We start from the raw sequence: 25,724 nt of genomic DNA, 5'->3' as shown, positions 1-25,724 counted from the left end.
ACTCCCTTGGCCCGCTTCTTTCAAGCGATATTCATTCAACCACCACGATGCCCGCATACCGTTCCAAAACCTCCACCGCCGGCCGCAACATGGCTGGGGCGCGCTCCTTGTGGCGCGCCACCGGCATGAAAGACGAAGACTTCTCGAAGCCGATTATTGCGGTGGTCAATTCGTTCACCCAGTTCGTGCCCGGACACGTGCACCTGAAAGACCTCGGCCAGCTCGTCGCACGCGAGATCGAAGCCGCGGGTGGCGTAGCCAAAGAGTTCAACACCATTGCCGTCGATGACGGCATTGCGATGGGCCACGACGGCATGCTGTATTCGCTGCCGAGCCGCGACATCATCGCGGATTCGGTCGAATACATGGTCAATGCGCACTGCGCCGACGCGATGGTGTGCATCTCGAACTGCGACAAGATCACGCCCGGCATGCTGATGGCCGCGATGCGCCTGAACATTCCGGTGATCTTCGTTTCGGGCGGCCCGATGGAAGCCGGCAAGACGCGCCTCGCGAATCCGAAGACCGGCACGATCGAGTTCAAGAAGCTCGACCTGGTGGACGCAATGGTGATCGCCGCCGACAAAGCCTATTCCGACGCCGACGTGGCCGAGGTCGAACGCTCCGCATGCCCGACCTGCGGCTCGTGCTCGGGCATGTTCACGGCTAACTCGATGAACTGCCTGACCGAGGCGCTCGGCTTGTCGTTGCCCGGCAACGGCACCGTGGTCGCGACACACGCGGACCGCGAGCAGCTCTTCAAGCGCGCCGGCCGCCGCATCGTGGAACTGGCCCGCCAGTACTACGAGCAGGAAGAGGCAAGCGTGCTGCCCCGTGCAGTCGGCTTCAAGGCGTTCGAAAACGCGATGACGCTCGATATCGCGATGGGCGGTTCCACCAACACCATCCTGCACCTGCTGGCAATCGCACGCGAAGCCGAGATCGACTTCACGATGACGGACATCGACCGTCTGTCGCGCATCGTGCCGCAGCTGTGCAAGGTGGCGCCCAATACGAACAAGTACCACATCGAGGACGTGCATCGCGCAGGCGGCATCATGGCGATTCTCGGCGAGCTGGACCGCGCCGGCAAGCTGCACACGGACGTGCCCACGGTGCACGCGCCTACGTTGAAAGACGCGCTGGATCAGTGGGATATCGTTCGCACCGAAGACCAGGCGGTCAGGACCTTCTACATGGCGGGCCCGGCCGGCGTTCCGACGCAAGTGGCGTTCAGCCAGAACACGCGCTGGCCCAGTCTCGATCTCGACCGCGCCGAAGGTTGCATCCGCTCTTACGAGCATGCGTTTTCGAAGGAAGGCGGTCTCGCGGTGCTGACGGGCAACATTGCGCTCGACGGCTGCGTGGTGAAGACCGCCGGCGTCGACGAAAGCATTCTGGTGTTCGAGGGTACGGCTCACGTCACCGAATCGCAGGACGAAGCGGTGGAAAATATCCTCGCGGGCAAGGTCAAGGCGGGCGACGTGGTGATCGTGCGCTACGAAGGTCCGAAGGGCGGCCCCGGCATGCAGGAAATGCTTTATCCGACGAGCTACATCAAGTCGCAGGGCCTCGGCAAAGAGTGCGCGCTGCTGACGGACGGCCGCTTCTCGGGCGGCACTTCGGGCCTGTCTATCGGCCATTGCTCGCCGGAAGCGGCAGCGGGCGGCGCGATCGGCCTCGTGCGCGATGGCGACAAGATCCGCATCGACATTCCGAACCGCACGATCAACGTGCTGCTGTCGGACGCCGAACTGGCGAGCCGCCGCGACGAGCAGAACGCGAAGGGCTGGAAGCCCGCCAAGCCGCGTCCGCGCAAAGTGTCGGCGGCGCTGAAGGCCTACGCGAAGCTGGTCATGTCGGCCGATAAAGGCGCGGTGCGCGACCTGTCGTTGCTGGAGGATTGATTGCGATAACGGCTTCGGCCTGTGTTCGTTTCGCAGAAAAACCGCTCATCCGAGCGGTTTTTTTTGCGCCGGTTTTTGCTCGGCCCGAAAGCGCGTCGCCGGCCGCTTGAGACGCGGCGGAGCGGAAGCCCCACCGCGTTCGACGCCTAGCGCTGGTCAGTCACATTCGTGTTGTACGTCGTCGAGCCGATCACGACGTTCTTCAACGTGATGCCATTGACGTTGTACGCATAGATCGGCCCGGGCGTGGTCGAGGTGGCCGGTCCCGCGCAAACCGCCGTGCCCAGGTTGCAGTTGGAGATGGTGACGCCCGTGATAGGCGGAATCGTCGGCGCGGGTGTGGGGCCGTTGTAGTCGAAGGCAACCGGCCCTTGTGCGACGATCGCCTGGAAGCACGAACCGGTGACGCCGCCTACGGTAACGTTGCTCGCCTGCACGTTCGATATGTTCACGTTCTGCACGACGGCAGGCCGCGTACGTATCGCGTCATTGGCGGGCTGATAATCGCAGTCGAATGTGATGAGACCGCCTTGGGCCGCTGACGGATTGGCCGCGCTCGCGGTGGCGACGCCGAGCGGCACCGTGCCGTTGATCGGGCTGCCGGCGAGCAGCGCGCTGCCGTAGCCGCCGCCTTTCAATGCGACGCCGTTGGGCAGTGTCACCTTGTCGACGTAGAAGTTCTTCACGAAGCCGCCGCGATTCATGTTCGTCTTGATGCGGATCGCGATGTTCAGCGGATTGGTCGCCCAGTTCTGATTCAACATTTGCAGATTGCGTGCGTAAATGTTCTGCACGCCGCCGCCCATTTCACTGCCGAGCGTAATACCGCCGTGACCGCTATTCATCGTGCAGTTCTGGATGACGTGGTTCTGCGCCGGACCGTACTGCGTATCCTGATCCTTGCCCGACTTGATCGCGATGCAGTCGTCGCCGGTATTGAATGTAACGTTGTCGCAGAGCACGTTATTGCACGCGTCCGGATCGAAGCCGTCGTTATTCGGGCCGATGCTGTTGGTCGTCACGCCGCGAATCACCACGTTCCTGCAATCGGTCGGATGATGCTGCCAGAAAGGCGTGTTGTTCGTGCAGTAGTTCTCCATCAGCACGTTCGTGCAGCCGATAAACTCGACCATGCAAGGGCGCAGATAATGGCCGATGCCGAAGATACGCTTTGCAATCGGAACGCCGGCTTCCGAGAGAGCGGGCAAGTAGTTCTGATCTTGTTGCCATGGTGTCGTCGGACTTGTCAGCTGTGTGTAGAGCGCGTCGGAAATGCCTGGTGCGGCGGTCCGGAGGTCCACATTGTTCGGATTCCGATACACCTGAGACGGTGTCGACGAACTCACGCAACCGTATGCGCCATTCGAGCCCTTGAAGGTCCACCAGCATGTGGCCGTGTTGCCCGAACCGGAGAAGGGCGTCATCGCCTGGCCGTTCAGAACCGAGGTCGCATCTTCGCCGGTCAGCGCGATGTTGGTCTGATTGCGGGCATAGACGGGTGAGCCGTAGTTCAGGCAATCATTTGCCTGCCAGCGGCTGTAAAAGAGTTTGCCGTTCGCACCGCAGTCTACCGGGCCGTCCTTCGAATAGTCCGCCGGATTCGGGCTGAAATAGATCGTGCAATTCGCGCTCAGGTGAAAGTTGACGTTGCTGAGCAGCACGATCGGCCCCGCGCAATACCAGGTACCGGAGGGCACCACGACGCGGCCACCGCCGGCCGCATTGCAGGCCTGAATCGCGGCGAGAAACGCGGGCCGCGAGTCGAACGACGACGGCGCGTTGGTCTGGTTCGAGCCGGGGCTCGCGGGTGAAGAAGAACCGGTGTACGGATTCGTCGCGGCGACAACGGCGCAAGGCTGTGCACCGTATTGCGTGACGACGAAGTCGCGCGACGGGAACATGGACTGCGTGCGTGACGCTGGCGAGCGACGCGATGATTTGCGTCGCGGCGCCGGAACTGCCCCAGATCGGATCTTCCGGTGTCAGGCCGGAACTGCCCGAGCCGCCGCACGCGGACAGGCCGCCGACGAGCGTCGCGCCCGCCGAGGTCCCCGCGAACACCATGAAAGCCCGGCGTCCCGGCGAGGCAGGCTCAGCGCGACCAGAGTTTGCCGATGTCGCCCCTTTGCTGCCGCTTTTATATTGAGTTGCCACGAATGTCTCCATACCCTTGAGGGCGTTGTAAATAGTCGTCGATGCTCGAAAGTACGCGGTTCATTGCGACCGCTTCAATTCCATCAGTCATCCTTAATAAATGAAAGAAACGAAGGGATTTTGTCGGCTTGCACAGAGTTGGAACGCAATACGCGCCGCTTTACCCGTTCGTCGCATGGAACGGGCAAAGCGGCGCGACCGGATGCGCGTGGGGATCAGGCTGTTTGCTGGCCGATCTCGTGATTGGCGAGCACTTCGAGCGCGCGCACCATCGCGGAGTGGTCCCACGCTTTGCCGCCGTGCGCGACGCATGCGTTGAAAAGTGCCTGACAGGTGGCGGTATTCGGCAACGAGACACCGAGTGTCTGCGCGGTCTGAAGCGCGAGATTCAAATCTTTCTGATGCAGCTCTATCCGGAAGCCGGGGTCGAAGGTCCGCTTGGTCATACGCTCGCCGTGCACTTCGAGAATGCGCGAGGAGGCGAAGCCGCCCATCAACGCTTCCCGCACGCGAGCCGGGTCCACGCCGGCTTTCGACGCGAGCAGCAGCGCCTCGCCGACTGCCTCGATAGTGGCCGCCACGATCACCTGATTGGCGACTTTGCATACCTGTCCCGCGCCGACCGCGCCGATTAGCGTGACGTTCTTGCCCATCATGTCGAACAACGGCTTCACGCTGTCGAAGGTGGCCTGCTCGCCGCCCACCATGATGGTGAGCGAGCCCGCCTTCGCGCCGACTTCGCCGCCCGACACCGGCGCGTCGAGATAATCCGCGCCGGTTTCGCGTACGCGAGCGGCGAACTCGCGCGTGGCCATCGGAGAAATCGAGCTCATGTCGACCACCGTCTGCCCGGCATGCAAGCCGCTCGCCAGCCCGTTTTCGCCGAACAGCACGCGCTCGACATCAGGTGTGTCCGGCACCATGATAAAGATCACGTCCGCCTGTGCGGCGACGGCGGCGGGGCTTTCGCAAGCCTGCGCGCCGGCTCCGGTGAGATCGTCGGGCACGCCGCTGCGCGTAAAGGCAGCGAGCGTAACGCCGTTCTTGAGAAGATTGGCAGCCATGGGCTTGCCCATGATGCCGAGTCCGATAAAGCCTGCTTTTTGCATGGAATGCTCCGGAGATGTGATGGCGGCCACGCTTGTGCCGGGTTGTGTGCGCGTAGCGCCTGCTTAGCGCCCGGTTCAGCTCTGGCCCGCCGGTTTCTGCATGAAGTGTTGGTGGACCGTCTGCGCGGCGTTCCTCAAAAGCCCAAGGTCGGCGCAGACAGCGATGACGCGGCAGCCCATCGCACGATAGCGCTCGGCGTCCGCTTGCACCGGTGCAAGAATGCCGCTCGGTTTGCCTGCGGCCTGCGCGCGGTCGAATACATGCGCAATCGCCTCCTGCACATCGGGATGTCCGGCGTTGCCAAGATGCCCGTATCCCGCGGCGAGATCCGACGGCCCGACGAAAACGCCGTCGACGCCGTCGACGGCAAGAATCTCGTCGATGGCATCCACCGATTTGCGGCTCTCGATCTGCACGATCACGCAGACGTTATCGTTGGCAATGTCAAAATAGTCGGGTACCGTCGCATAGCGGTTGCCGCGGTGACCCACCGAGACGCCGCGAATACCCTGCGGCGGATAGCGCGTGGCCGCGACCGCGCGCGCCGCGTCGTCGGCGCTATCGACGAACGGCACGAGAAAATTCGAGAACCCGCTGTCCAGCAGCCGCTTGATGACGACGCTGTCGTTGCCGGGCGGCCGGACCACCGGAGCGCTGCGGCTGTCCTTGAGCGCCATCAATTGCGGAATCAGCGTGAGGACGTCGTTGGGCGCATGTTCGGCGTCGAGCAGCATCCAGTCGAACCCGATCACGCCGAGCAACTCCGTCACGATCGGGCTGGCCAGCGAGGCCCAGCAGCCGATCAGGGTTTCGCCTCCGCGTACCGCCTGGCGGAAACTGTTGGGAAGGGACTGATAAGGCTGGGAGAGCGCGGTAGGCATGAACGTTTTCCTCGAACGGCAATGGATCGGGCTAATAGTTCCGACGGTGGCTTAACCGCATGTTATAGGTCGTCGTATATCTATTTCCAGAGTAGCACCCGAAGGAGTCGTTGTAACGGGCACGTTAACCCGAACCGAGGCTGAGACAAGGCGGTTCAGGTTGCGCAAGGATGCCTCGATGTTGTAGGATGACTTATATCTTTAGCGTTCAATCCAAAGGAAAGAGACATGCCCAATTCCAGCGAAGTCACCGGTCGGATTACCGGCGAAATGCTGATCGGCCGTGAATCGGTGCGCGGCGCCGAAGAGGCGCTGCACGCGTTCAACCCCGCCACCGGTACAGACATCGCCGAGCCGGTTTTTGGCAGCGGCACCGCTCAGGACGTCGGCCTCGCGTGCGAACTGGCGCGGAAAGCGTTTGATCCGTACCGCCAACTGCCGCTTGCCGTGCGCGCGGAATTTCTTGAGCGCATCGCCGACGGCATCACTGCGCTGGGCGATGCTCTCGTCGAGCGTGCGCAGCAGGAGTCGGGCTTGCCGAAAGCGCGCCTCGAAGGCGAGCGCGGCCGCACGACCGGTCAGTTGAAGCTGTTCGCCCAAGTCGTTCGCTCGGGCCAGTGGCTCGACGCGACGCTCGACTCGCCGCTGCCTGAGCGCAAGCCGTTGCCGCGTTCCGATCTGCGTATGCAGAAGATTGCGCTCGGCCCGGTCGCCGTGTTCGGCGCAAGCAACTTCCCGCTCGCGTTTTCGGTGGCGGGCGGCGATACGGCTGCGGCGCTCGCGGCCGGTTGCCCGGTGGTGGTGAAGGCACATCGTGCTCACCTCGGCACGTCGGAAATGGTGGGCCGCGTGATTCAACGCGTCGCACAGGAAATGGATCTGCCCGAAGGCGTGTTCTCGCTGATCGTCGGCGCGGGCAATTCGGTCGGTGAAGCGCTGGTCGCGCATCCGGCGATCAAGGCGGTCGGCTTCACCGGTTCGCGCGCGGGCGGCCTGGCGCTGATGCGCGTCGCGGCGGCGCGCCCCGAGCCGATTCCGGTCTACGCGGAAATGAGCAGCATCAATCCGGTATTCCTGCTGTCGAACGCGCTCACGCAGCGCACGGAGAACATCGCGCGCGGTTTTGTGGATTCGCTCGTGCTCGGCGCCGGCCAGTTCTGCACCAACCCGGGCCTTGCAATCGCTGTGGACAGCGACGCGCTGAAGAACTTCGTCGCCGTGGCCTCCGAGGCGCTGAGCGGCAAGCCCGCGCAGACCATGCTTACGTCGGGCATCCATTCGGCGTACACGCAAGGCGAGAGCAAACTGGCCGGTATCCCGGGCGTAGAGACGGTGGCGCGCGGCGTCGACGTGACGGGGCCGAACCAGGCGCGCGCGGCATTGTTCGTGACCGACGCCCAGACGTTCCTCGCCACGCCGGCGCTGGAAGACGAGGTGTTCGGACCTACATCGACGATCGTGCGTTGCAAGGACGAAAACGAATTGCTGCAGGTTGCCGAGCACTTTGCCGGCCAGTTGACCGCGACGATCCAGATGGACAGCGCCGACGTGCCCGCAGCTAGAAAGCTCGTGCCGATTCTCGAGCGCAAGGCTGGCCGGCTTCTGGTCAACGGCTATCCGACCGGCGTCGAAGTCTGTCACGCGATGGTTCACGGCGGCCCGTTCCCGGCTACGTCCGATAGCCGCGCGACTTCGGTCGGCACGACCGCGATCGAGCGTTTCCTGCGCCCGGTCTGCTATCAGGATTTCCCGGCCGACCTGCTGCCGGAGGCGCTGGCCGACGGCAATCCGCTCGACCTGTGGCGTCGCCGGGATGGCGAGATCACGCGCAGCTGATCATTGCGCTTGAACTTGTTGCTGAAATGAAAATGGCCGGGGAGGCGACTCCCCGGCCATTTTTTTGCATATTCGCCGTGAGAAACAGAAACGGCCAGGTGCTCAACGACCCGTCAACTATGACTCTCTGACATTTCGTTTGCGCGGCGCAGCCGTTCGCGGCTGTTGGACAGATGCATGCGCATTGCCGCGCGCGCGCCTTCGGCGTCGTGCCGGCTGATCGCTTCGAGAATGCTCTCGTGCTCCAGGTTGACGAGCGACAGATACGCGTCCGGCTCAGCGCGCGCAATGCCCGCCGAGTCGAGCCGGTTGCGCGGAATCAGCGCGCTGCCCATTTGCGTGAGGATGTCCACGAAATAGCGGTTGCCCGTGGCGCGCGCCACCGAGATATGGAACTGCAAATCGGCGTCGACGCTGTCGCGTCCGTTGTGACGCGTCGCTTCGATCGCGTCGAGCGCGGCGCGCATGCGCGCGATGTCTTCGGGCTTCGCGCGTTGCGCGGCCAGACCCGCACATTCCGTTTCGAGGCTGATGCGCAGTTCGAGAATCGACAGCACGTCGCGAAGCGTGGTGGCCGGCACCATGTCGATGCCGAGCTTTTCGCGCTGCGGTTCGAGCACGAAGCTGCCGATGCCGTGGCGCGTCTCGATGATCTTGCCCGCCTGCAGGCGCGAAATCGCTTCGCGGATAACCGTGCGGCTTACGCTCAACGTGACCATGAGTTGCGATTCTGTCGGCAGCTTGTCGCCGGGCTTCAGGGCGTTTGACGCGATCTGCTCGGTGACGTAGTTGACGACGAGCTCGGCGAGATTACGAGCGCGTCGTGGCGGTGCCGCGGATGCCAGTGGTGTAGCCATCGAAAACGCCCCTTGAATCAGATAGTTGCAGAGACTTCGTGCGATCCATTATACCGTCGTCTGACGACTGATTATAGAAAGGCCGGATCATTTAGCGCCGTGCCGCCGTGCCGCCGTGCCTCGGCCGAGAACTGGCGGGCGCGGTACGGCGCTGCCGGACGGCGGCCCGGCGCGGCGATCAGCGCGGGCGCAGTTCCACGCGCTTGATGTCCTTCACGATCACGAGGTAGCTGAACACCGTGAGCAGTGCATTTGCGCCGACGAAAACCAGCGCGCCATTGAACGAACCGCTCTTCGCCACGAGATAGCCGATCACGATCGGCGTGACGATGCCGGCCACGTTACCGAACATATTGAAGATCGCGCCGGACAAACCGAGCGCTTCCTTCGGCGACGTATCGGCGACCACCGCCCAGCCGAGCGCACCGATGCCCTTGCCGAAGAACGCGAGCGACATCAGCGCGACGACGACCCAGTCGGTGGAAACGTAGTTGCAGCCGATGATCGACACCGACAGCAGCATGCCGCCGACAATCGGCACCTTGCGTGCAACGGTCAGCGAATGGCCGCGCCGGATCAGCGAATCGGACAAGATGCCGCCGAGCACGCCGCCCGAGAATCCGCAGATCGCGGGCAACGACGCCACGAGCCCCGCTTGCAGGATCGTCATGCCGCGCGCCTGCACGAGGTAGATCGGAAACCACGTCAGGAAGAAGTACGTCAGCACGTTGATGCAGTACTGCGCGAGATAGACGCCGACGAGCATCCGGTTGCTCAGCAATTGACGCACGAGGGACCAGCCGCCTGCCTTCTCGACGTTTTCGCGACGCGCGTTGTGGTGGCCGCTCACCACGCCGCCGCCCTGTTCGATGTACTCGAGTTCCGCAGCGGACACGCCCGGGTGGTCGGCGGGATGCTTCATCACCTTGAGCCAGGTGAGGGCGAGCAGCAAGCCGGCGACGCCCATCACCACGTAGACCATGTGCCAGCCGAACGCGTGCGTGAGCCATGCCATCAGCGGTGTGAATACGACTGCCGCGAAGTATTGCGCCGAGTTGAATATCGCCGATGCCGTGCCGCGTTCCTTGGTCGGGAACCAGCTTGCCACCACCTTGGCGTTAGCCGGAAAGGCCGGCGATTCCGCCGCGCCCATCGCGAAACGCAACACAAAGAGACCTGTGACCGCGGCAGCCGCGCTGCCGAGCAGGCCAATGGAGCATTGCAGCAGCGTGAAGAGCGACCAGAGGAAAATGCTCGCGGCGTACACGCGCCGCGCGCCGAAGCGGTCGAGCAGCCAGCCGGCCGGCAGTTGCGAGAGCACATAAGCCCAGCTGAACGCGGAGAAAATGTAACCCATCCGGATCGCGTCGAAGCCGAACTCGGCGCGCATTGCCGAGCCGGTGACCGACAGCGTCGCGCGGTCCGCGTAGTTGAACGTCGTGATTACAAAGATAAGCAGCAGGATCGCGTAGCGGACTTTCGTGCGCTTCGCAACGTTCGCGGAACTTGCCGTGCGGCTCAGGTCCATGGTCATCTCCTTAGTTCTTATGCGAGGGAGCGGGCTCCCGGCCTTGGCGGCGCGGCTGCTCCCAAACGCATGTGCAAAAAACGCCCGGTGACGGTGTTGTCCCCGGGCGCTGTTGCGCTGCCGCCTGTGCGGCGCTCATTTCCTGACCGACGCGAAGTCCACGCGCCGGCCAGGGGCAGCATCACTGCGGGCCGAGCTTCTTGATGAGCGCGTCGAGTTGCGCCATTTCTTCTTCGGTCAGATCGGTCAGCGGTGCGCGCACCGGGCCGGCGCTATGGCCAACCAGCTTTGCACCTGCCTTGACGATGCTGACCGCGTAGCCTGCGCGGCGATTGCGGATCTTCAGGTACGGCAGGAAGAACTCGTCGATCAGCTTGCCGACGGTCGCGTGGTCGTCCGCGGCGATAGCGCGGTAGAAGTCCATTGCCGTCTTCGGAATGAAGTTGAACACTGCCGACGAGTACACCGGAACGCCCAGCGCCTTGTATGCCGCGGCGTAGACTTCCGCGGTCGGCAGGCCGCCGAGGTACGAGAAACGGTCGCCCAGACGGCGGCGGATCGTCACCATGTTTTCGATTTCGCCCACGCCGTCCTTGAAACCGATCAGGTTCGGGCAGCGCTCGGCGAGGCCTTCGAGCATGTCGGCGTTGAGCTTGGAATTCGCGCGGTTGTAGATGATCACGCCCATGTTGGGCACGGCCTTGCAGACCTCTTCGGCGTGCGCGGCGATGCCTTCCTGGCAGGCTTCCGTCAAATAATGCGGCATCAGCAGAATGCCGTTCGCGCCATGGCGCTCGGCTTCTTTAGCGTACGCAATGGCGACGCGCGTCGGGCCGCCTGCGCCGGCCAGAATCGGTACCTTGCCCTTGCAAACTTCAGTCGCGGTACGCACCACGTTCGAGTAGTCGTTATGCGTCAGCGAGAAGAACTCGCCCGTGCCGCCTGCAACGAACAATGCCGACGCGCCATACGGAGCCAGCCATTCCAGGCGCTCGGCGTAAGTGTCGGCGCGGAAATCGCCGTTTGCATCAAAGTCGGTGACCGGGAAGGAGAGGAGGCCTTCCGAAACGATCTGCTTGAGTTCCTGCGGTGTAGTCATGATGTATGTATCCGGGCGTCGCTATGGGTTGGGATCGGTTGGACCGGGTTATCGATAGAAATGAAGATTTCTTATACGTCATCGTACAACAACAATTCGGCTAACTCAACGGGGTTTTCGCGGCATAATGCTGGTCATAGGGTAAATACGGAACATCCGGGCAAACATGTATGTTGTAGGATGACGTATGAATAGCTGGCGCAGAAGGCGTAAATCGCCATAAGGATCGATGCAATGGAACTCTCACCGCTCTACATTCGCGTTCACCCCAACGACAATGTCGCGATCGTCGTCAACGACGGCGGCCTGGGCGAAGGCGCGGTTTTTCCCGACGGCCTCGTGCTGCGCGAGCGCGTCCCGCAAGGGCACAAGGTCGCGCTCGCCGACCTGGCCGAAGGCGACGAGGTCATCCGCTATAACGTGGTGATCGGCTATGCGCTCAAGGCGCTGCCCAAGGGTAGCTGGATCAATGAACACGTGATCCGCATGCCGAGCCCGCCGGGGCTCGAGGACCTGCCTATCGCCACCATCAAGGCGCCGGAAATGCCGCCGCTGGACGGCTACACGTTCGAGGGCTACCGGAACGCCGACGGCTCGGTGGGCTCGCGCAACATCCTGGCGATCACCACGACCGTGCAGTGCGTCGCCGACGTCGTCGAGCACGCGGTCGTGCGGATCAAGTCCGAACTGCTGCCGAAATATCCGAATGTCGACGACGTAGTGGGCCTCGGCCACACCTACGGCTGCGGCGTGGCAATCGACGCACCGGACGCAATGGTGCCGATCCGCACGGTGCGCAACATCGCGCTGAATCCGAACTTCGGCGGCGAGGTGATGATGGTGAGCCTCGGTTGCGAGAAGTTGCAGCCCGAGCGTCTGATGCCTCCGGGCACGATCCCCATCGCCGCGGCGCAGAATCCGAGCGAAATCGCGGATATCGGCGATCTCGGCGCCGACGAGAACGGCGACGTGGTCGTGCTCCAGGACGAAGCGCACGTCGGCTTTCAGTCGATGATCGAGTCGATCATGAGAACGGCCGAAGGCCACCTGAGGCGGCTGAACAACCGGCGTCGTGAAACCTGCCCGGCGGCGGATCTCGTCGTCGGCGTACAGTGCGGCGGCAGCGACGCGTTCTCCGGTCTCACGGCAAATCCAGCCGTCGGCTTCGCGACCGACTTGCTGGTGCGCGCCGGCGCCACGGTGATGTTCTCGGAAGTCACCGAAGTACGCGACGGCGTCGACCAGTTGACGGCGCGCGCGGCGAACGCGGACGTCGCTCAGGCGATCATCCGCGAGATGCAGTGGTACGACGATTACCTGAAGCGCGGCGGCGCCGACCGCAGCGCGAACACCACGCCGGGCAACAAGAAGGGCGGGCTGTCCAACATCGTCGAAAAGGCGATGGGCTCGATCATCAAATCGGGTAACTCGGCGATTTCGGGCGTGTTGTCGCCGGGCGAGAAAGTGCGCCAGAAAGGGCTGATCTACGCGGCCACGCCGGCGAGCGACTTCATCTGCGGGACGCTTCAGCTTGCGGCCGGTATCAACCTGCACGTCTTCACGACTGGCCGCGGCACGCCGTATAGTCTCGCGGAAGTACCCGTCATCAAGGTCGCTACGCGCTCGGACCTGGCGCGCCGCTGGCATGATCTGATGGACATCAACGCCGGCACGATTGCAACAGGCACGGCAACGATCGAAGAAGTGGGTTGGGAGCTGTTCCGCTTCATGCTCGACGTCGCAAGCGGCCGCAAGAAGACCTGCGCGGAGAAGCTCAAGCTGCACAATGCGCTGGCGCTCTTCAATCCGGCGCCGGTGACCTGATTCCCAGATCCAGCGGGCCGCGATTTCGCGGCTCGTTTTACTTTGGGCTTGACGGCTCGTCGCATGACTGGCTCTATTCGCCTTTCTCGCTTCACTGACAGTGGCTATCAATAACTAGAAAGACATGACTGATTCGAATTCTGACCGCACGGCTGCACAAAAACCTTTCCGACGCCTTCTGCTCACCGGTGCGGCGGGCAATCTCGGCACTCAATTGCGTGGCGCGGTCGCGGCGTGGGCCGACGTTGTGCGCGTAACCGACATAGCGCCGCTCGGCGAAGTGGCGGAGCACGAAGAAGCGTCGATCGTCGACCTCGCAGACGAAGCCGCGGTGCACGCGCTGCTCGAAGACGTGGACGCGGTGATCCATCTTGGCGGCATCTCGGTCGAGGCGCCTTTCGAAGATCTGCTGGAAGCGAATATTCGCGGACTGTACAACCTGTATTCGGCTGCGCAGAAACAGGGCGTGAAGCGCGTCGTGTATGCGAGTTCGAATCACGCGGTAGGTTTTCACCCAGTGACCGAAGTGGTGGATATCGACGCCCCGTTGCGCCCCGACAGCCTGTACGGCGTGACCAAATGCTTCGGCGAATCGCTGTCGCGCTACTACTTCGACCGCTTCGGCCTGGAGACGGTGTGTCTGCGGATCGGCTCGTCGTTCGAACAGCCGAAGAACCCGCGCATGCTCGTCACGTATCTCAGCTTTCGCGACTTCATCGAGCTGGTGCGCTGTTCGCTGTTCACCAATCGCGTCGGCCACGCGATCGTGTACGGCGTATCCGACAATCGCACGAAGTGGGTCGATAACACGAAGGCGGCGTTCCTCGGCTTTCGTCCGCAGGACAGCTCAGTCCAATTCGAACATCTCTTCCCCGTCGCGGCTCCGACCGCCGATCTCGACGATCCCACGCAACGCTTCCAGGGCGGCGCCTTCGTGCTGGCCGGACCGATGGAGCCGAAGCGATGAGCGCGGCGGGCAATCCGCGCGTCGAGCGTGTCGAGGCAGCGGGGCAGGCGCCGGCTCTCGTCGGTGAAAGTCCGGTCTGGCGTGTTGCCGAACAGGCGCTTTACTGGGTGGACATTCCTGCGCGAAAAATCGTGCGGCTCGTGGTGGAGACGGGCGAGCGCTCCGAATGGCTGTTGCCCGAGAAGGTCGCGTGCATCGCGTTCGACCGTCGCGGCACGGTGCTGGCAGGCTGTGAGACCGGACTCTTTGCGGTGACTCTGAGCGAGATTTCGACCGACGCCACGGCGCAAGCCGTGCGCGCTAATGAGCCCGTCGAAGTAACCGGACGCAAGCTCGCCGCGCCTGTATTCCCTTGTGGCGACATGCGTTTCAACGACGGCCGCTGCGATCGGCAAGGTCGCTTCTGGGCCGGAACGATGGTGCAGGACATGGCCGCAGCAAATCCGGCCGGTGCGCTCTACCGGTTCGACGCGCAGGGCGTGCTCTCGGCGCCGGTTGTCGACGGGCTCATTACGCAAAACGGTCTGGGCTGGTCGCCGGATGGCAAAACCATGTATCTGTCCGACTCGCATCCGCTCCGCAAACAGATATGGGCTTTCGACTACGAAGTCGAGACGGGTGAGCCGGGCAACCGCCGTGTTTTCGCGGATCTGAACCACTATGTGGGCCGACCCGATGGCGCCGCTGTGGATTCCGACGGCTGCTACTGGATCTGCGCGAACGACGCGGGCGCACTGCTGCGCTTTACGCCGCAAGGCAAACTCGACCGGCAGATTGCCGTGCCTGCGATCAAGCCGGCCATGTGCGCGTTCGGCGGGCGCAATCTCGACACGCTCTTCGTCACGTCGATTCGTCCGGGCGCGGGCGCCAGCGAACATGACGGGCATCTTTTCGCCGTACGTCCTGGCGTGAGCGGCTTGTCTGAGCCGGAATTCGGCGGCGAGCTCTAAGCCGCTGCGCAGTGTTGTCCAGTAGGGCGCTGGCCTGCGACCTGGCCGGTGCCCGATGTTCACGTCCAGCTATTCATCACTCGTCATACAACATTGTCGTGCAAATGCGACATTTGCGGGTGCGACGGGTGGATCTGCGCCGGTTCAAAACCTCTCTTCAGTTCTCCGCGCAATCGACCGTACGGCCTCGCTCGAGCCCGTACGGCGCCCCTTTAGGTCATCTGTACCGAACTGTTGTTTCCTCGGGTAAATACCGTCTGTACAACTCAAACTGCGTTTAATAGACTTCGTATGTCGTCGTACAACGTATAAGCGCAAACAGATAGCTTTCTGCGCTTTTCGAGATGGCAGCGCGATGAGTGGCGCACTTTAGCGCGCGCAATCGCTCGTGCGAATGTGCGCCGACGCAGCAGAAGTACAAGAAGTCGAGTTGTCCGACAGGAGTGCTGATCATTGTGCCGGGGACGTTGCACGGACAGCACGGCAAAGCGTTCGCCAACGGTAGGAGACCACGAGCGCCGCGCCGGGAGACCCAGCAAAACCATGTCACATCCGGGACGGCCGTCCCGGACTGGCCGTCCGCGACTGGCCAGCCGTCAGCGGCCTTCCGCATCGATTGGGTGTCTATTTTTCAAGGAATGTCATGATGAACAAGAAGTTCGCCTCTTCCCGTGTTTCGTTGATCGTCGCCGCATCGGTGCTGGCCTTTGGCGCCATGTCGGCGCAAGCGCGCGTGTTCCGCGTGTCGGACGTGCACGGCGACACCTACCCGACCAATATGGCCGTGAAATACATGGGTGAGCAGATCAAGACGGCAACCGGCGGCAAGGATTCCGTGAAGGTCTTCGGCAACAGCGCACTTGGTTCGGAGAACGACACAATTGACCAGGTGCGCATCGGCGCGCTCGACATGGCGCGTGCAAACGGCGCGGCATTCAACGAGATCGTGCCCGAATCGATGATTCCGTCGCTGCCGTTCCTGTTCCGTGACATCGACCATTTCCGCAAGGTCATGTACGGCCCGGAAGGCCAGAAGATTCTGGACGCCTTCAAGGCAAAGGGAATGATCGCGCTGACGTTCTATGAAAGCGGTGCCCGTTCCATCTACACGAAGAAGCCGATCCACACGCCGGCCGACATGAAGGGTCTGAAGGTCCGCGTGCAGCCGTCCGATCTGATGGTCGACGAAATCAGGGCAATGGGTGGCACGCCGACGCCGATGCCGTTTGCCGAAGTCTATACGGGACTGAAGACCGGCCTCGTCGACGCAGCGGAAAACAACCTGCCTTCTTACGAAGAGACCAAGCACTTCGAAGTCGCGCCGATCTATTCGCAAACCCAGCATTCGATGACGCCGGAAGTTCTGGTCTTCTCGAAGAAGGTCTGGGACACGTTGTCGCCGCAAGAGCAGGAAATCATCAAGAAGGCCGCGGCCGACTCGGTGCCTTACTACCAGAAGCTGTGGACCGCGCGTGAGAACGACGCGAGCAAGACGGTGACGAAGGGCGGCGCGCAGATCGTCGCATCGTCGCAGATCGATCGCGCGGCTTTCGTCAAGGTGATGCAGCCGGTTTGGGCGAAGTACGAGAAGACGCCGCAAATGAAGCAACTCGTCGACGAGATCCAGGCAATCAAGTAACGCTCGCATCGCGCTTTGGCGACAGCGGAAAAGCCTTGCAGAAAAACTGCGAGGCTTTCCGCTGTCTGCCGGTTGCGTAACTGGTGACGGAAAGTAGCGAAAGTAGCATTACTAACGAGTAAAAACGGTCCGTCGTAGGCAAGAATGGGGTCAAGAGATTCATGAAACGCCCAAACGATTTTATCTTTCGCGCGCTGGCTGTCGTCGCCTCGCTCAGCCTCGCAGCGCTGAGTCTGCTGGTGATCTACAGCGTCGTGATGCGCTACGTGTTTAGCGACGCTCCCGATTTCGTCGAGCCGATCGCATTGCTGCTGGTGATCGTGATCGCAATGTTCGGCGCGGCGCTGAAGGTCCGCGAAGGCGGCCATATCGGGCTCGATTCGCTGGTGAAGAGCTTGCCGGAAAAAGGTCAGCTCGCCGCGCACACGTTCCAGCATCTGTGTCTCATCGCGCTCGCCGTGGCGATTTTCTTCGGCTCGCTGCAGATGGCCGAGACCACGCTGCATGACAAGATTCCAATTCTCGGCTTGCCCGAAGCTCTCCGCTACGTGATCCCGGTCATTGCCAGCGTCTGCATCGCGTTGTTCTCATTCGAGAACCTTCTGACGCTTTTCGCAAAGAAACACAAATAGAACAATCATGGAACTTGCACTCCTCTCTATCAGCTTTATCGTATTTCTGGTGCTCGGCGTTCCTGTTTCGTTCGCGCTGGGGCTGTCCTGCGTGCTGACGTATCTGTATGAAGGGCTGCCCGCGGCCACCGCGATGCAGTCGATGATCTCGGGGATGAACGCGTTCTCGTTCCTCGCTGTGCCGTTCTTCATCTTCTCCGGCGAACTGATGTTGCACGGCGGCATCGCCGATCGCATCCTGCGTTTCGCGCAGGCAACGGTCGGGCATTTCCGCGGCGGCCTCGGCATGGCGAACGTCGTCGCATGTACGCTGTTCGGCGGCGTCTCGGGTTCGCCCACGGCGGACACTTCGGCAATGGGCGGCGTCGTGATTCCGCTGATGAAACGCGAGGGTTACAGCGCGGCTTACGCGGTCAACGTCACGACGCATTCGTCGCTCGCGGGCGCGCTCATGCCAACGTCGACGAACATGATCATCTACGCGTTCGCGGCGCAAGGCATTACGGGCACGCTGAACGGTGTGCCGATGAGCGGCGTGTCGATCGGCGATCTGCTGTTCTCGGGGCTGTTGCCCGTGTTGTGGGTGATGGGCTTCGTGCTGATCGCCGCGTACTGGCAAGCCGTGCGCTATGGTTATCCGCGCCGTCCCGACGGTTCGACCGGACTGCAGCGCTTCCCGGGCTGGATGGCGGTCGCGCGGACTTTCCTCGGCGCATTGCCCGGCCTGATGGTGATCGCGATCATTCTGGTCTGCGTGGCGAAGGGTATTGCAACAGCGACGGAAGCCGCTGCTATTGCGGTGGCTTATTCGCTGGTGCTGACGGTCGTGGTGTATCGCTCGATGACGCTGAAGAAGCTCGCCTTCGCATTGTCGAAGGCAGCGAAGACCACAGGCGTCGTGCTGCTGCTGATCGGTGTATCGAACATGCTGCGCTACCAGATGGCGTATCTGGAGATCCCGGATGCAATCGAGCACATGCTCGACGGCGCGACGAGCATCCCCTGGCTGATGCTGCTGTATATCAACATCATTCAGGTGTTCCTCGGCACGTTCGTGGACATGGCGGCGCACATTCTCATCACCACGCCGCTGTTCCTGCCGATGGCGATGCATAGCGGCGTCGGTCCCGTGCAGTTCGGCATCATGATCCTGCTGAACTGCGCATTGGGTCTCGTTCACCCGCCGATCGGCTCGGTGCAGTTCATTGGTTGCGCGATCGGCAATGTGTCGATTGGGGAAACTACCAAGGTGGCTTGGCCTTATTACCTCGCTATCTTCAGCGCCATCAATATTGTGACTTACGTGCCGATGTTTTCCACGTGGTTGCCGAGCGTGATTAATGGACACCCGGTCTTCTGACCTGAAATCCCCGATTCACCGGTTGCGCGGTTCAGACAATGACCGGTAGTCAAGAACAATTTTTTAAAGAGGAGCATAAATGAAAAAGGCACTAGCAACCTCCGCCCTTGGCCTGTTCGCCCTTGGCGCACACGCTCAGAGCAGCGTGACGTTGTACGGTATCGTCGATACGGGGATCGGATATCAAAGCAGCTCGACGACGCTCGGCTCGACTTCGGGCGGCCGCTCGGTTGTCAAGATGAACAACGGCATCTGGGCGGGTAGCCGCTTCGGCCTGAAGGGTGGCGAGGATCTTGGCGGCGGCACGAAGGCCATTTTCCAGTTGGAGCAGGGCTTCAACAGCGCAACCGGCGCACAGAGCGTGAACGGCCTCGGCTTCAGCCGCCAGGCATGGATCGGCGTGACGAACCCCGCGTACGGTACGCTGACGGCCGGCCGTCAGTACACGTCGTACTACACGATGCTGTCGCCGTATAGCCCGACTACGTGGCTGACGGGCGCTTACGGCGCGCATCCGGGCGATCTCGATTCGCTGGATACGATCTATCGCGCGAATAACTCCCTCGTGTACACGTCGCCGAGCATGTATGGTCTGACGGTGAGCGGTTCGTACTCGTTGGGCGGCGTGCCGGGCAGCTTCAACGCCGGCTCGACGTGGAGCGCCGCGGTGCAGTACCTGAACGGTCCGTTCGGTATCGCAGCAGGCTTCCAGCGCATCAACAACTCGACGCCTGGCGGCGGTCTCTGGGGCCCCGATTCGACTACGTCGAACAACGGCGCGACGAGCGGCCCGGGTCTGTCCGGCATCACCAACGGTTATCGCACGGCGCAGGCTCAGCAGCGCGTCGCGGTTACCGGCGGCTACGCGTTCAACTCGCAATGGGACGTGTCGTTCTCGTACTCGAATGTGCAATACATTCCGGGTATAAATTCGTCTTTCCGTCACCAGGCGACTTTCAACACGGGCGGCGCGGTGCTGCACTTCAAGCCGATCGGCGCACTGGATCTGGCAGCTGGCTATAGCTACACGCGTGCGACGCAATCGAACGGCATTTCGAGCGCGGCGAGCTATAACCAGTTCAACCTCTCGCAGTACTACAGCCTCTCGAAGCGTACCGGTCTGTATGCGGTGGAAGCGTATCAGCGTGCGAACGGCCAGACGATCGGCAACAACGGCGTGAGCATCATCAACGCGACGGCCAATATCGGCGACGGTCAGAACAGCGCGCCGTCGTCGTCGCGCAGCCAGGTTGCAGGCGGCGTGGGTATCATTCACCGCTTCTAATGGCCTTAGGGTAGCGGCGGCGTGTTGTTACGCCGCCACAGCGACGCATTTTATTCATGCGTCGCGGAGCAATAAAAACGCTGCGCGCACCACGCGCGCAGCGCTTCAATTCAACTTCCGCTGTCGGACCACAAGCGTCCTCCTGTTGCCCAATTTTCGCGCTTCACGTCGGTAAGAATGATGTCCACCGAATTCGGCTCGACGCCGAGCGACTCGCAAGTCGCTTTCGTGATTGCTTCGACGAATTGGCGTTTCTGTTCCAGCGAACGGCCTTCGAACAGTTCAATATGAAACGTGGGCATGGGGTTCAGCTCCGTTGAAAATGTAATCGACGCCGCGCGCCGCATAATCAGTTGCGGTATTCATCGCGCGGTATTGTCAGGCGTAGTTCACGTATTAGTTGCCTATTAGTCGCCTATCAGTCGCGATAGGTTGGATCGAGACGATCCAGCTTGCGCAGCAACGCAGGCCATTCAAGTGTTCCTTCAATTGCGCCGCCGTCATGCAGTCGCTCGGCCGTACGCGTGGCGACCGCGTCGTCGGGCACGACCAGTGGGGCGCCGCAAGCTTGTGCCTGCAACTGGATCTCGCACGCTTTGAGCAACGTGGCCATCAGCACGTACGCTTCGGCGACGGTGCGGCCCACGGTCAGCGGACCGTGATTGCGCAGCAGCATGGCCGGCTTGTCCGCCAGATGCTCCACGAGGCGCCGGCTCTCGGCCGGCGTAAAGGCGAGGCCGTCATAGTCGTGATACGCGAGTTGCCGATAAAAACGCAGCGCGTGTTGTGACGCGGGCAGCAAGCCCGCGGGCTGTGCGGACACGGCCACGCCTGCCGTGCTGTGCAAATGCATCACGCAGAACGCGTCTGCGCGAGCCGCGTGCACGGCGGCGTGAATGGCGAAGCCGGTCACGTTCACCGCATGTTCGCTCGCGCCGACAATGTTGCCGTCGATGTCGATCTTCACGAGATTCGACGCGCTCACCTCGTCGAATGCAAGGCCGAATGGATTGATCAGAAAGTGGCCCGGCTCGTCTGGAACGCTCGTGGAGATGTGCGTGTAGATCAAGTCGTCCCAACCGTTGAGCGCGACGAGGCGATACGCGGCGGCCAGGTCGACGCGAGTCTGCTGCTCCGCTTGCGACGCCGGCCCGGATTGCGCAATGCGGCCTGCGGGTGTGTGGATGAAAGACATACATGTCTCCTGAGGTTGTCTGGTATTCCCCGATCTTGCCTGACGGCCGGAGTCTCAGCGAATGGTACGCTGCCTCAGCCATTGCACGCTCCACGTTGCAGCGACGAAAGGCGCGCTTAGCGCTGCGAAGCCGACGTAAGCCGCTGCCGCTTGCAACGCCACAGAAATAGCCACGCCGCCGAGCATCCACAAGACGCCGCAATCGGTCAGTGCGAGTGCAGTGAGGGCGCCGTTGAATCCTAGCAGGCCCGCATCGAACGAGCTTGCCGCCGCGCCCAGCAGAATATGCAGGCTGCTTGCGAGTGCCGCGCCAATCAGCGCGCACAGCGCGTGTCGTGTCGATGCCGCCGCGATCCCGATCAGCACGAATGCACCGGCCATTGCGCCCGACGCGAAGCCGGTTTGCGCGAGACCGGCGAGCACGCCGCCGCCGAGATGCGCCGCGTCGAGTGTAGATGTTGCTGCGAGACGCGCCGGCTCAGGTCCGCTTGCCACCATCGGCAGCCAGAGCCACGTGACGATCAGGAACGGGCTTGAGAAGTAGCCCAGTTGACGCGTGCGCAGCCATCGCGACCACGGTTCGAGAAGCCATGCCGTGCCTGTGGCTGCGAGAATCGCGATTGCGGCGGCGGTCGCATTGTCGGCAATGAAGCTGAACGCGGCGAGTCCGGCCAATGCGCCGTTAAAGCCGTGCAAGCCGGCGCGCAGGTCATCGTCGGAATAAGCGGTCAGCACCGCACTCACGTTGGCCGCGACCGCGCCGATCAAGGCGGCACATGCAAGGCGCGGGTCACAAAGCAGCCAGCCGGCAACGAGGCACGCGCCCGTGAATGCGTTCGCCTGGAGCACGATCTGCCCAAGGCTGCGCATCAGTGTGCGCAAGGCGGCGGGGTGCGCTTCGGTCGCGGCGGCGTGCATGGTTTCCGGTCGATGAGCGTTCGGCGGCGCGCGTCTTTGGAATCGAATGGCGCGCCAGAGGCGAACAGTTGCGAAACGCGAGCATAGGGCACTGGCGCGGCTGCGTGCATGGTCGCGCGTTGATAGTGGCTATTTGCAGAGCCTTCGCACGACGTGGCGGTAGGACGACGTATCGCCGATTGTCCGGCGTTCGCGCTACGATATGAAGCGCGGCGCGCTTGCCGCGCGTTTCATCATACGGAGGCGATCTGATGCGGGAACTACGGTGGGCATCGCAAGAGGGCGACGGAGTCGAACACCTGTCGTTCGACGCACGCGACGACGGCTTTGAAGTAGAAAGCGTCGTGGTCGGGCAGCGCTACGGCAAGGCCTACGGGTTGCACTACAAAGTGCGCTGTGACGCGCAATGGCGCACGCGTTACGCATGGCTGAAGATCGTGGCCGGAGGAGAACTTGAATTGCACGGCGACGGCGAGGGCAATTGGCGCGATGGGCACGGCCTGCTGTTGAGCGCGATTGAAGGATGCATTGACATCGACATTGCCGCCACGCCGTTTACCAACACGTTGCCGATTCGCCGGCTACAACTCACGCAAGGGGAGCGTCGGCCTATCCAGGTCGCGTACATATCTACACCGGACTTGCAGGTGACGCGCGTCGAGCAGGCGTATTCGTGTGTCGAGTTGAACCTCGAGTACCGCTATGAAGGCATCTTCCGCGACTTCACGGCGAACATGAAAGTTGACAATGATGGCCTTGTAATCGACTATCCCACGCTATTCACTCGCCTGCCGCGCGAGCGTTGAACGAGGACGTGACCGAGCCACCCGGCCCGGTCAGATGCCGCGCGACAAAGCGTTCGATATTTGCAGCAACTAGTTGCGGCTCTCGCAGCGCGACCCAATGACCTGCGTCGAGTTCGACGCGGTCATAGGGTCCCAGCCAACTTTCCTGACCTACCGATAATTCCGGCCCGACATAGCGGTCGTGCAACGGCACGATGAACTGAACGGGCGCATGCGCGTGGCGTGCGCGCGGATGCAAGAGTTTGTCGATGACATTCGCGCGGTAAAGGTTCAGGCCGTTGATCGCGTTGCGCATCTGCATGGGGTCACGCGACGCGTCAACGCGTTCGGTCACTCGCAGCCACAGCGGCCACCTGCGCGCTCCGCCCATGCGCCACACGAGTTCCGGCAGCCACGGCAGATGAAAAAAGAAGATGTACCAGGATCTGAGCATTTGACGAATACCGACGCGCGACGATCGCTTCGTCATCCTATGTTTGTCGTGAGCGTCATGCCCGCCGCGCAACCCGACCGACGCGTGATCGAGGCACGGGCCGGATATAGAGGTAAATGACCTAATGCGGCCTTTGAATTGCGGGTCGGTTACTGCTTCCCAGCTTTGAATGGAACCCCAGTCGTGGCCGACCAGATGAAAGGGCTGCTGGCCGCAGGCGGCATTCGCGACTGCGCAGAGATCGGCGGCGAGTCGTTCGATACGGTATCCGTCGCGTGTGGCCGGCGCCTCCGATGCGCCGGCGCCGCGCACGTCGTAGCTAATGACGCGGTAGCGCGAGTCGAGTTGCGCGCGAACGGGCTCCCATACCGCGGCCGAGTCGGGATAACCGTGAACCAGCACGATCAGGGGCGCGTCACGCGGGCCGCTCACGTAGGCCGCGAGCCGCACGTCGCCGGCATCCACCAGCAACGTGTCGCGTATCACGCAGCCGCCTGCACGCCGCGCCGTGCTGCTCTACGCGAATCCGGTGCGGCCGCGTTGGAGGCGTCGACCGCCGCTACGAGACTATCGATACGCGCCAGTTGCGCGCGATTGTCGTGATCCCACGGATGAAAGCCGGGCCGGAAAAAGCTCAGCCATTCAGCGGCAATACGTGGAAAGACGCCATGACGCGGGCCGTAAAGGTATTTCACGACGCGCCACATGCCGCGCAGATGACCGCCGCGTTTGCGGTCTGCAATCAGGAGGCGTACATGGAAGTCGAACACGATCAGCCAGAAAGTGATGGTGGTGGCGAGCATGACGCCTGTACGTAGCAGATAACGCCCGAGTCCAGGCTTGAGTACCGTATTCCACACGTCGTAGGAAACGGCTTTGTGCTCGGTTTCTTCGAGCGCGTGCCACGTCCACATTTGCGCATAACCGTCGACGGACCCTCCGATGCGCGACGCGTCTTCGAGCAGCAGGCCCGCAAGCATGGCCGTGTAATGTTCGAGGCACACGGTAACGGCCAATTGATACGAATGCGGCAGCACCTTGCGACCGAGGTTGAGAATCGCCCACAGCTGTTTGTCGAGCTTGTGCGCAGGCAAGCCGGCTTGTTCCAGCAGATCGTTGTATTCGACGTGCTCGCGCGTGTGCATTGCTTCCTGGCCGATAAAGCCGAGTACCTGCTTTTTCAGCACTGGGTCGTCGATCTGATCGCGATAGTTGCGCACGCTGTCCATGAAAAAGCGCTCGCCAGCGGGAAAGAGCAGCGAAAGCGCGTTGAAGAAGTGTGTCACATGCGAGCCTTGCGCGTGCCAGTCGCATGCGCGGTCCTGCGGGAGGTTGAAGCGTAAGTCGCGGCGAATGGGCATCATGGCCTTTCTCCTCGTAATTCTTTGAGCGTCTGGATGGTACTGTCAGGCGCCGTACATCAAGCGCGCCTGCCGCCGGCAAGCTGCGCCGCGCGCCGGGCGCGTTTCTCCGCGATGCGCTTCATGCGCCGCGTTTGCAGCACGACAAGTGCCTGGTAAGCGGCGGGCAGCGTGCGCGCGAGCCAGTCGGCGGCCCGCGCATCGCGGCCGATCAGCACGCGCCGCTTGTTCCTGCGCACACCGTCGAGAATCACACGGGCGGCTTCGTCGGCGGTGGTGATGAAGAACTTCTCGAAATCGTCCTTGCCTTGCTGCTCGTTCTCCAGCATGAAGCCGACCATGTTCGGCGCAATGCGGCTCGACTGCGCGATGCTTGTACGGATGCCGCCCGGATGCACGCACGTAGCCGAGACGCCGCATTTCATCAGGTCGAGTTCCTGGCGCAGTGCCTCGGTGAAGCCGCGGACCGCGAACTTCGTCGCGTTGTAGCCGCTCATGCCAGGCTGGGCGAAAAGGCCGAACACACTCGACGTGTTGACGATATGGCCTTCGCCCGACGCCTTCAAATGCGGCAGAAACGCTTTGGTGCCATGCACGACGCCCCAGAAGTTGATGCCGACGATCCACTCCAGATCCGCGTATTCCATGCCTTCAATCGTACTCGAGAGCGCGACGCCCGCGTTGTTGAACACGAGGTTCACGCGCCGATGCTGCTCGACGGTTTCCGCAGCCCACGCGAACATTGCGGTTCGGTCCGAGACATCGAACACAGCGGTGGTGATCAGCAGCGGCGCGCCGACGATATGCGGCGCGGCGGCCTGCGCAAGGCGAGCGGTCTCCTCGAGGCTCGTCGCGTTGCGGTCGGCGAGGGCCAGGTGGCAGCCTTCTCGCGCGAGCCGGATCGCGAGCGAGCGGCCCATGCCGGAGCCCGCGCCTGTTATCGCGGCGACCTTGTCGTTGAAATGCTTCATTGGTTTTATCT

The 25,724-nt window shown here is 62.3% G+C and carries 22 protein-coding genes and 1 pseudogene; 11 read left to right on the top strand and 12 right to left on the bottom strand.

Annotation, left to right across the window (positions count from 1 at the left end; all coding sequences use genetic code 11):
- The first annotated feature begins 47 nt into the window (after positions 1-47).
- Positions 48-1,907 (top strand): dihydroxy-acid dehydratase, encoded by a 1,860-nt coding sequence (gene ilvD / locus JMY24_RS25270; protein WP_128596646.1) that lies wholly within the window; start codon positions 48-50, stop codon positions 1,905-1,907.
- Positions 1,908-2,053: 146 nt separating this feature from the next.
- On the opposite strand, the pseudogene JMY24_RS25265 reads toward ilvD, so the two are convergent.
- Positions 2,054-3,926 (bottom strand): annotated as a pseudogene (locus JMY24_RS25265) (glycoside hydrolase family 28 protein).
- Between JMY24_RS25265 and JMY24_RS38485 the strand changes: the two are divergent.
- Positions 3,820-4,053, top strand: a complete 234-nt coding sequence (locus JMY24_RS38485) for a hypothetical protein (RefSeq protein ID WP_236597502.1) — start codon at positions 3,820-3,822, stop codon at positions 4,051-4,053. The pseudogene JMY24_RS25265 and the gene JMY24_RS38485 overlap by 107 nt on opposite strands.
- Positions 4,054-4,276: 223 nt before the next feature.
- On the opposite strand, the gene JMY24_RS25260 is transcribed toward JMY24_RS38485, so the two are convergent.
- The gene (locus JMY24_RS25260) at positions 4,277-5,191 is read right to left on the bottom strand and encodes a 2-hydroxy-3-oxopropionate reductase (RefSeq protein WP_128585076.1); all 915 of its coding nucleotides are present in this window, start codon (positions 5,189-5,191) and stop codon (positions 4,277-4,279) included.
- Positions 5,192-5,245: 54 nt separating this feature from the next.
- Complete coding sequence (gene garL / locus JMY24_RS25255; RefSeq protein WP_128596648.1) at positions 5,246-6,052, bottom strand: 2-dehydro-3-deoxyglucarate aldolase; 807 nt, start codon at positions 6,050-6,052, stop codon at positions 5,246-5,248.
- A 228-nt stretch (positions 6,053-6,280) separates the two neighbouring features.
- Here garL and JMY24_RS25250 point away from each other — a divergent pair, with 228 nt between their 5' ends.
- On the top strand, positions 6,281-7,888 hold the full coding sequence (locus JMY24_RS25250; RefSeq protein WP_201703131.1) for an aldehyde dehydrogenase (NADP(+)): 1,608 nt from the start codon (positions 6,281-6,283) through the stop codon (positions 7,886-7,888).
- A 113-nt stretch (positions 7,889-8,001) separates the two neighbouring features.
- Here the strand turns inward: JMY24_RS25250 and JMY24_RS25245 are convergent, their stop codons facing one another.
- The 3 genes from JMY24_RS25245 to kdgD form a co-directional block, all read right to left on the bottom strand.
- Positions 8,002-8,745 carry a FadR/GntR family transcriptional regulator gene (locus JMY24_RS25245; RefSeq protein WP_201703129.1) on the bottom strand — a complete coding sequence of 248 codons (744 nt, stop codon included), beginning with the start codon at positions 8,743-8,745 and terminating at the stop codon, positions 8,002-8,004.
- Between the two features lie 178 nt (positions 8,746-8,923).
- Positions 8,924-10,273: an MFS transporter gene (locus tag JMY24_RS25240; RefSeq protein WP_128596651.1), complete on the bottom strand. Its 1,350-nt coding sequence runs from the start codon at positions 10,271-10,273 to the stop codon at positions 8,924-8,926.
- A 181-nt stretch (positions 10,274-10,454) separates the two neighbouring features.
- Positions 10,455-11,372 (bottom strand): 5-dehydro-4-deoxyglucarate dehydratase, encoded by a 918-nt coding sequence (kdgD, locus tag JMY24_RS25235; protein WP_128596652.1) that lies wholly within the window; start codon positions 11,370-11,372, stop codon positions 10,455-10,457.
- A 234-nt stretch (positions 11,373-11,606) separates the two neighbouring features.
- Here kdgD and garD point away from each other — a divergent pair, with 234 nt between their 5' ends.
- From garD to JMY24_RS25200, 7 genes are all read left to right on the top strand, one after another.
- Complete coding sequence (gene garD, locus JMY24_RS25230) at positions 11,607-13,196, top strand: galactarate dehydratase (RefSeq protein ID WP_128591418.1); 1,590 nt, start codon at positions 11,607-11,609, stop codon at positions 13,194-13,196.
- A gap of 124 nt (positions 13,197-13,320) precedes the next feature.
- Complete coding sequence (locus JMY24_RS25225) at positions 13,321-14,163, top strand: NAD-dependent epimerase/dehydratase family protein (RefSeq protein WP_128596653.1); 843 nt, start codon at positions 13,321-13,323, stop codon at positions 14,161-14,163.
- The gene (locus tag JMY24_RS25220) at positions 14,160-15,113 is read left to right on the top strand and encodes an SMP-30/gluconolactonase/LRE family protein (protein ID WP_128596654.1); all 954 of its coding nucleotides are present in this window, start codon (positions 14,160-14,162) and stop codon (positions 15,111-15,113) included. The genes JMY24_RS25225 and JMY24_RS25220 overlap by 4 nt, the downstream gene beginning before the upstream one ends.
- A gap of 646 nt (positions 15,114-15,759) precedes the next feature.
- Positions 15,760-16,752, top strand: a complete 993-nt coding sequence (locus JMY24_RS25215) for a TRAP transporter substrate-binding protein (RefSeq protein WP_128587178.1) — start codon at positions 15,760-15,762, stop codon at positions 16,750-16,752.
- A 161-nt stretch (positions 16,753-16,913) separates the two neighbouring features.
- Positions 16,914-17,384, top strand: coding sequence for a TRAP transporter small permease (locus JMY24_RS25210; RefSeq protein ID WP_128587179.1), 471 nt, complete (start codon positions 16,914-16,916; stop codon positions 17,382-17,384).
- A gap of 7 nt (positions 17,385-17,391) precedes the next feature.
- Positions 17,392-18,744 carry a TRAP transporter large permease gene (locus JMY24_RS25205; protein WP_128596655.1) on the top strand — a complete coding sequence of 451 codons (1,353 nt, stop codon included), beginning with the start codon at positions 17,392-17,394 and terminating at the stop codon, positions 18,742-18,744.
- Positions 18,745-18,823: 79 nt separating this feature from the next.
- On the top strand, positions 18,824-20,029 hold the full coding sequence (locus JMY24_RS25200; protein WP_128596656.1) for a porin: 1,206 nt from the start codon (positions 18,824-18,826) through the stop codon (positions 20,027-20,029).
- Between the two features lie 110 nt (positions 20,030-20,139).
- On the opposite strand, the gene JMY24_RS25195 is transcribed toward JMY24_RS25200, so the two are convergent.
- The 3 genes from JMY24_RS25195 to JMY24_RS25185 all read right to left on the bottom strand — a co-directional run bounded on the left by JMY24_RS25195 (position 20,140) and on the right by JMY24_RS25185 (position 22,142).
- Positions 20,140-20,331: a 4-oxalocrotonate tautomerase gene (locus JMY24_RS25195; RefSeq protein ID WP_128587183.1), complete on the bottom strand. Its 192-nt coding sequence runs from the start codon at positions 20,329-20,331 to the stop codon at positions 20,140-20,142.
- A 116-nt stretch (positions 20,332-20,447) separates the two neighbouring features.
- Positions 20,448-21,224 carry a class II aldolase/adducin family protein gene (locus JMY24_RS25190; protein ID WP_128596657.1) on the bottom strand — a complete coding sequence of 259 codons (777 nt, stop codon included), beginning with the start codon at positions 21,222-21,224 and terminating at the stop codon, positions 20,448-20,450.
- Positions 21,225-21,278: 54 nt separating this feature from the next.
- Positions 21,279-22,142, bottom strand: a complete 864-nt coding sequence (locus JMY24_RS25185; protein ID WP_128596658.1) for an urea transporter — start codon at positions 22,140-22,142, stop codon at positions 21,279-21,281.
- A gap of 251 nt (positions 22,143-22,393) precedes the next feature.
- Between JMY24_RS25185 and JMY24_RS25180 the strand changes: the two genes are divergently transcribed.
- Positions 22,394-22,948: a putative glycolipid-binding domain-containing protein gene (locus tag JMY24_RS25180; RefSeq protein WP_128596659.1), complete on the top strand. Its 555-nt coding sequence runs from the start codon at positions 22,394-22,396 to the stop codon at positions 22,946-22,948.
- Here the strand turns inward: JMY24_RS25180 and JMY24_RS25175 are convergent.
- From JMY24_RS25175 to JMY24_RS25165, 3 genes are read right to left on the bottom strand one after another with little or no spacing between them, the layout of a single operon-like run.
- Positions 22,923-23,867, bottom strand: a complete 945-nt coding sequence (locus JMY24_RS25175) for an alpha/beta fold hydrolase (protein ID WP_128596660.1) — start codon at positions 23,865-23,867, stop codon at positions 22,923-22,925. The genes JMY24_RS25180 and JMY24_RS25175 overlap by 26 nt on opposite strands.
- Positions 23,864-24,745: a metal-dependent hydrolase gene (locus JMY24_RS25170; protein ID WP_128596661.1), complete on the bottom strand. Its 882-nt coding sequence runs from the start codon at positions 24,743-24,745 to the stop codon at positions 23,864-23,866. The genes JMY24_RS25175 and JMY24_RS25170 overlap by 4 nt, the downstream gene beginning before the upstream one ends.
- 56 nt (positions 24,746-24,801) lie before the next feature.
- A complete protein-coding gene (locus JMY24_RS25165; RefSeq protein ID WP_201703127.1) occupies positions 24,802-25,713 on the bottom strand; it encodes an SDR family NAD(P)-dependent oxidoreductase in 912 nt (303 codons plus the stop codon).
- Between the last annotated feature and the right edge of the window lie 11 nt (positions 25,714-25,724).

Origin of the sequence: Paraburkholderia kirstenboschensis (genome assembly GCF_904848585.1) — a bacterium.
GTDB classification, from domain to species: Bacteria; Pseudomonadota; Gammaproteobacteria; order Burkholderiales; family Burkholderiaceae; genus Paraburkholderia; species Paraburkholderia kirstenboschensis.
Note: the sequence above shows the minus strand (reverse complement) of the source record. Positions and strands in the feature narration are given on the sequence as shown.

Excerpts from the sequence above, each read along its gene's own strand:
- ilvD (WP_128596646.1), top strand. The coding sequence starts at position 48 with ATGCCCGCATACCGTTCCAAAACCTCCACCGCCGGCCGCAACATGGCT.
- garL (WP_128596648.1), bottom strand. The coding sequence starts at position 6,052 with ATGCCTACCGCGCTCTCCCAGCCTTATCAGTCCCTTCCCAACAGTTTC.
- JMY24_RS25250 (WP_201703131.1), top strand. The coding sequence starts at position 6,281 with ATGCCCAATTCCAGCGAAGTCACCGGTCGGATTACCGGCGAAATGCTG.
- JMY24_RS25245 (WP_201703129.1), bottom strand. The coding sequence starts at position 8,745 with ATGGCTACACCACTGGCATCCGCGGCACCGCCACGACGCGCTCGTAAT.
- JMY24_RS25240 (WP_128596651.1), bottom strand. The coding sequence starts at position 10,273 with ATGGACCTGAGCCGCACGGCAAGTTCCGCGAACGTTGCGAAGCGCACG.
- kdgD (WP_128596652.1), bottom strand. The coding sequence starts at position 11,372 with ATGACTACACCGCAGGAACTCAAGCAGATCGTTTCGGAAGGCCTCCTC.
- garD (WP_128591418.1), top strand. The coding sequence starts at position 11,607 with ATGGAACTCTCACCGCTCTACATTCGCGTTCACCCCAACGACAATGTC.
- JMY24_RS25225 (WP_128596653.1), top strand. The coding sequence starts at position 13,321 with ATGACTGATTCGAATTCTGACCGCACGGCTGCACAAAAACCTTTCCGA.
- JMY24_RS25220 (WP_128596654.1), top strand. The coding sequence starts at position 14,160 with ATGAGCGCGGCGGGCAATCCGCGCGTCGAGCGTGTCGAGGCAGCGGGG.
- JMY24_RS25215 (WP_128587178.1), top strand. The coding sequence starts at position 15,760 with ATGAACAAGAAGTTCGCCTCTTCCCGTGTTTCGTTGATCGTCGCCGCA.
- JMY24_RS25210 (WP_128587179.1), top strand. The coding sequence starts at position 16,914 with ATGAAACGCCCAAACGATTTTATCTTTCGCGCGCTGGCTGTCGTCGCC.
- JMY24_RS25205 (WP_128596655.1), top strand. The coding sequence starts at position 17,392 with ATGGAACTTGCACTCCTCTCTATCAGCTTTATCGTATTTCTGGTGCTC.
- JMY24_RS25200 (WP_128596656.1), top strand. The coding sequence starts at position 18,824 with ATGAAAAAGGCACTAGCAACCTCCGCCCTTGGCCTGTTCGCCCTTGGC.
- JMY24_RS25195 (WP_128587183.1), bottom strand. The coding sequence starts at position 20,331 with ATGCCCACGTTTCATATTGAACTGTTCGAAGGCCGTTCGCTGGAACAG.
- JMY24_RS25190 (WP_128596657.1), bottom strand. The coding sequence starts at position 21,224 with ATGTCTTTCATCCACACACCCGCAGGCCGCATTGCGCAATCCGGGCCG.
- JMY24_RS25185 (WP_128596658.1), bottom strand. The coding sequence starts at position 22,142 with ATGCACGCCGCCGCGACCGAAGCGCACCCCGCCGCCTTGCGCACACTG.
- JMY24_RS25180 (WP_128596659.1), top strand. The coding sequence starts at position 22,394 with ATGCGGGAACTACGGTGGGCATCGCAAGAGGGCGACGGAGTCGAACAC.
- JMY24_RS25170 (WP_128596661.1), bottom strand. The coding sequence starts at position 24,745 with ATGATGCCCATTCGCCGCGACTTACGCTTCAACCTCCCGCAGGACCGC.
- JMY24_RS25165 (WP_201703127.1), bottom strand. The coding sequence starts at position 25,713 with ATGAAGCATTTCAACGACAAGGTCGCCGCGATAACAGGCGCGGGCTCC.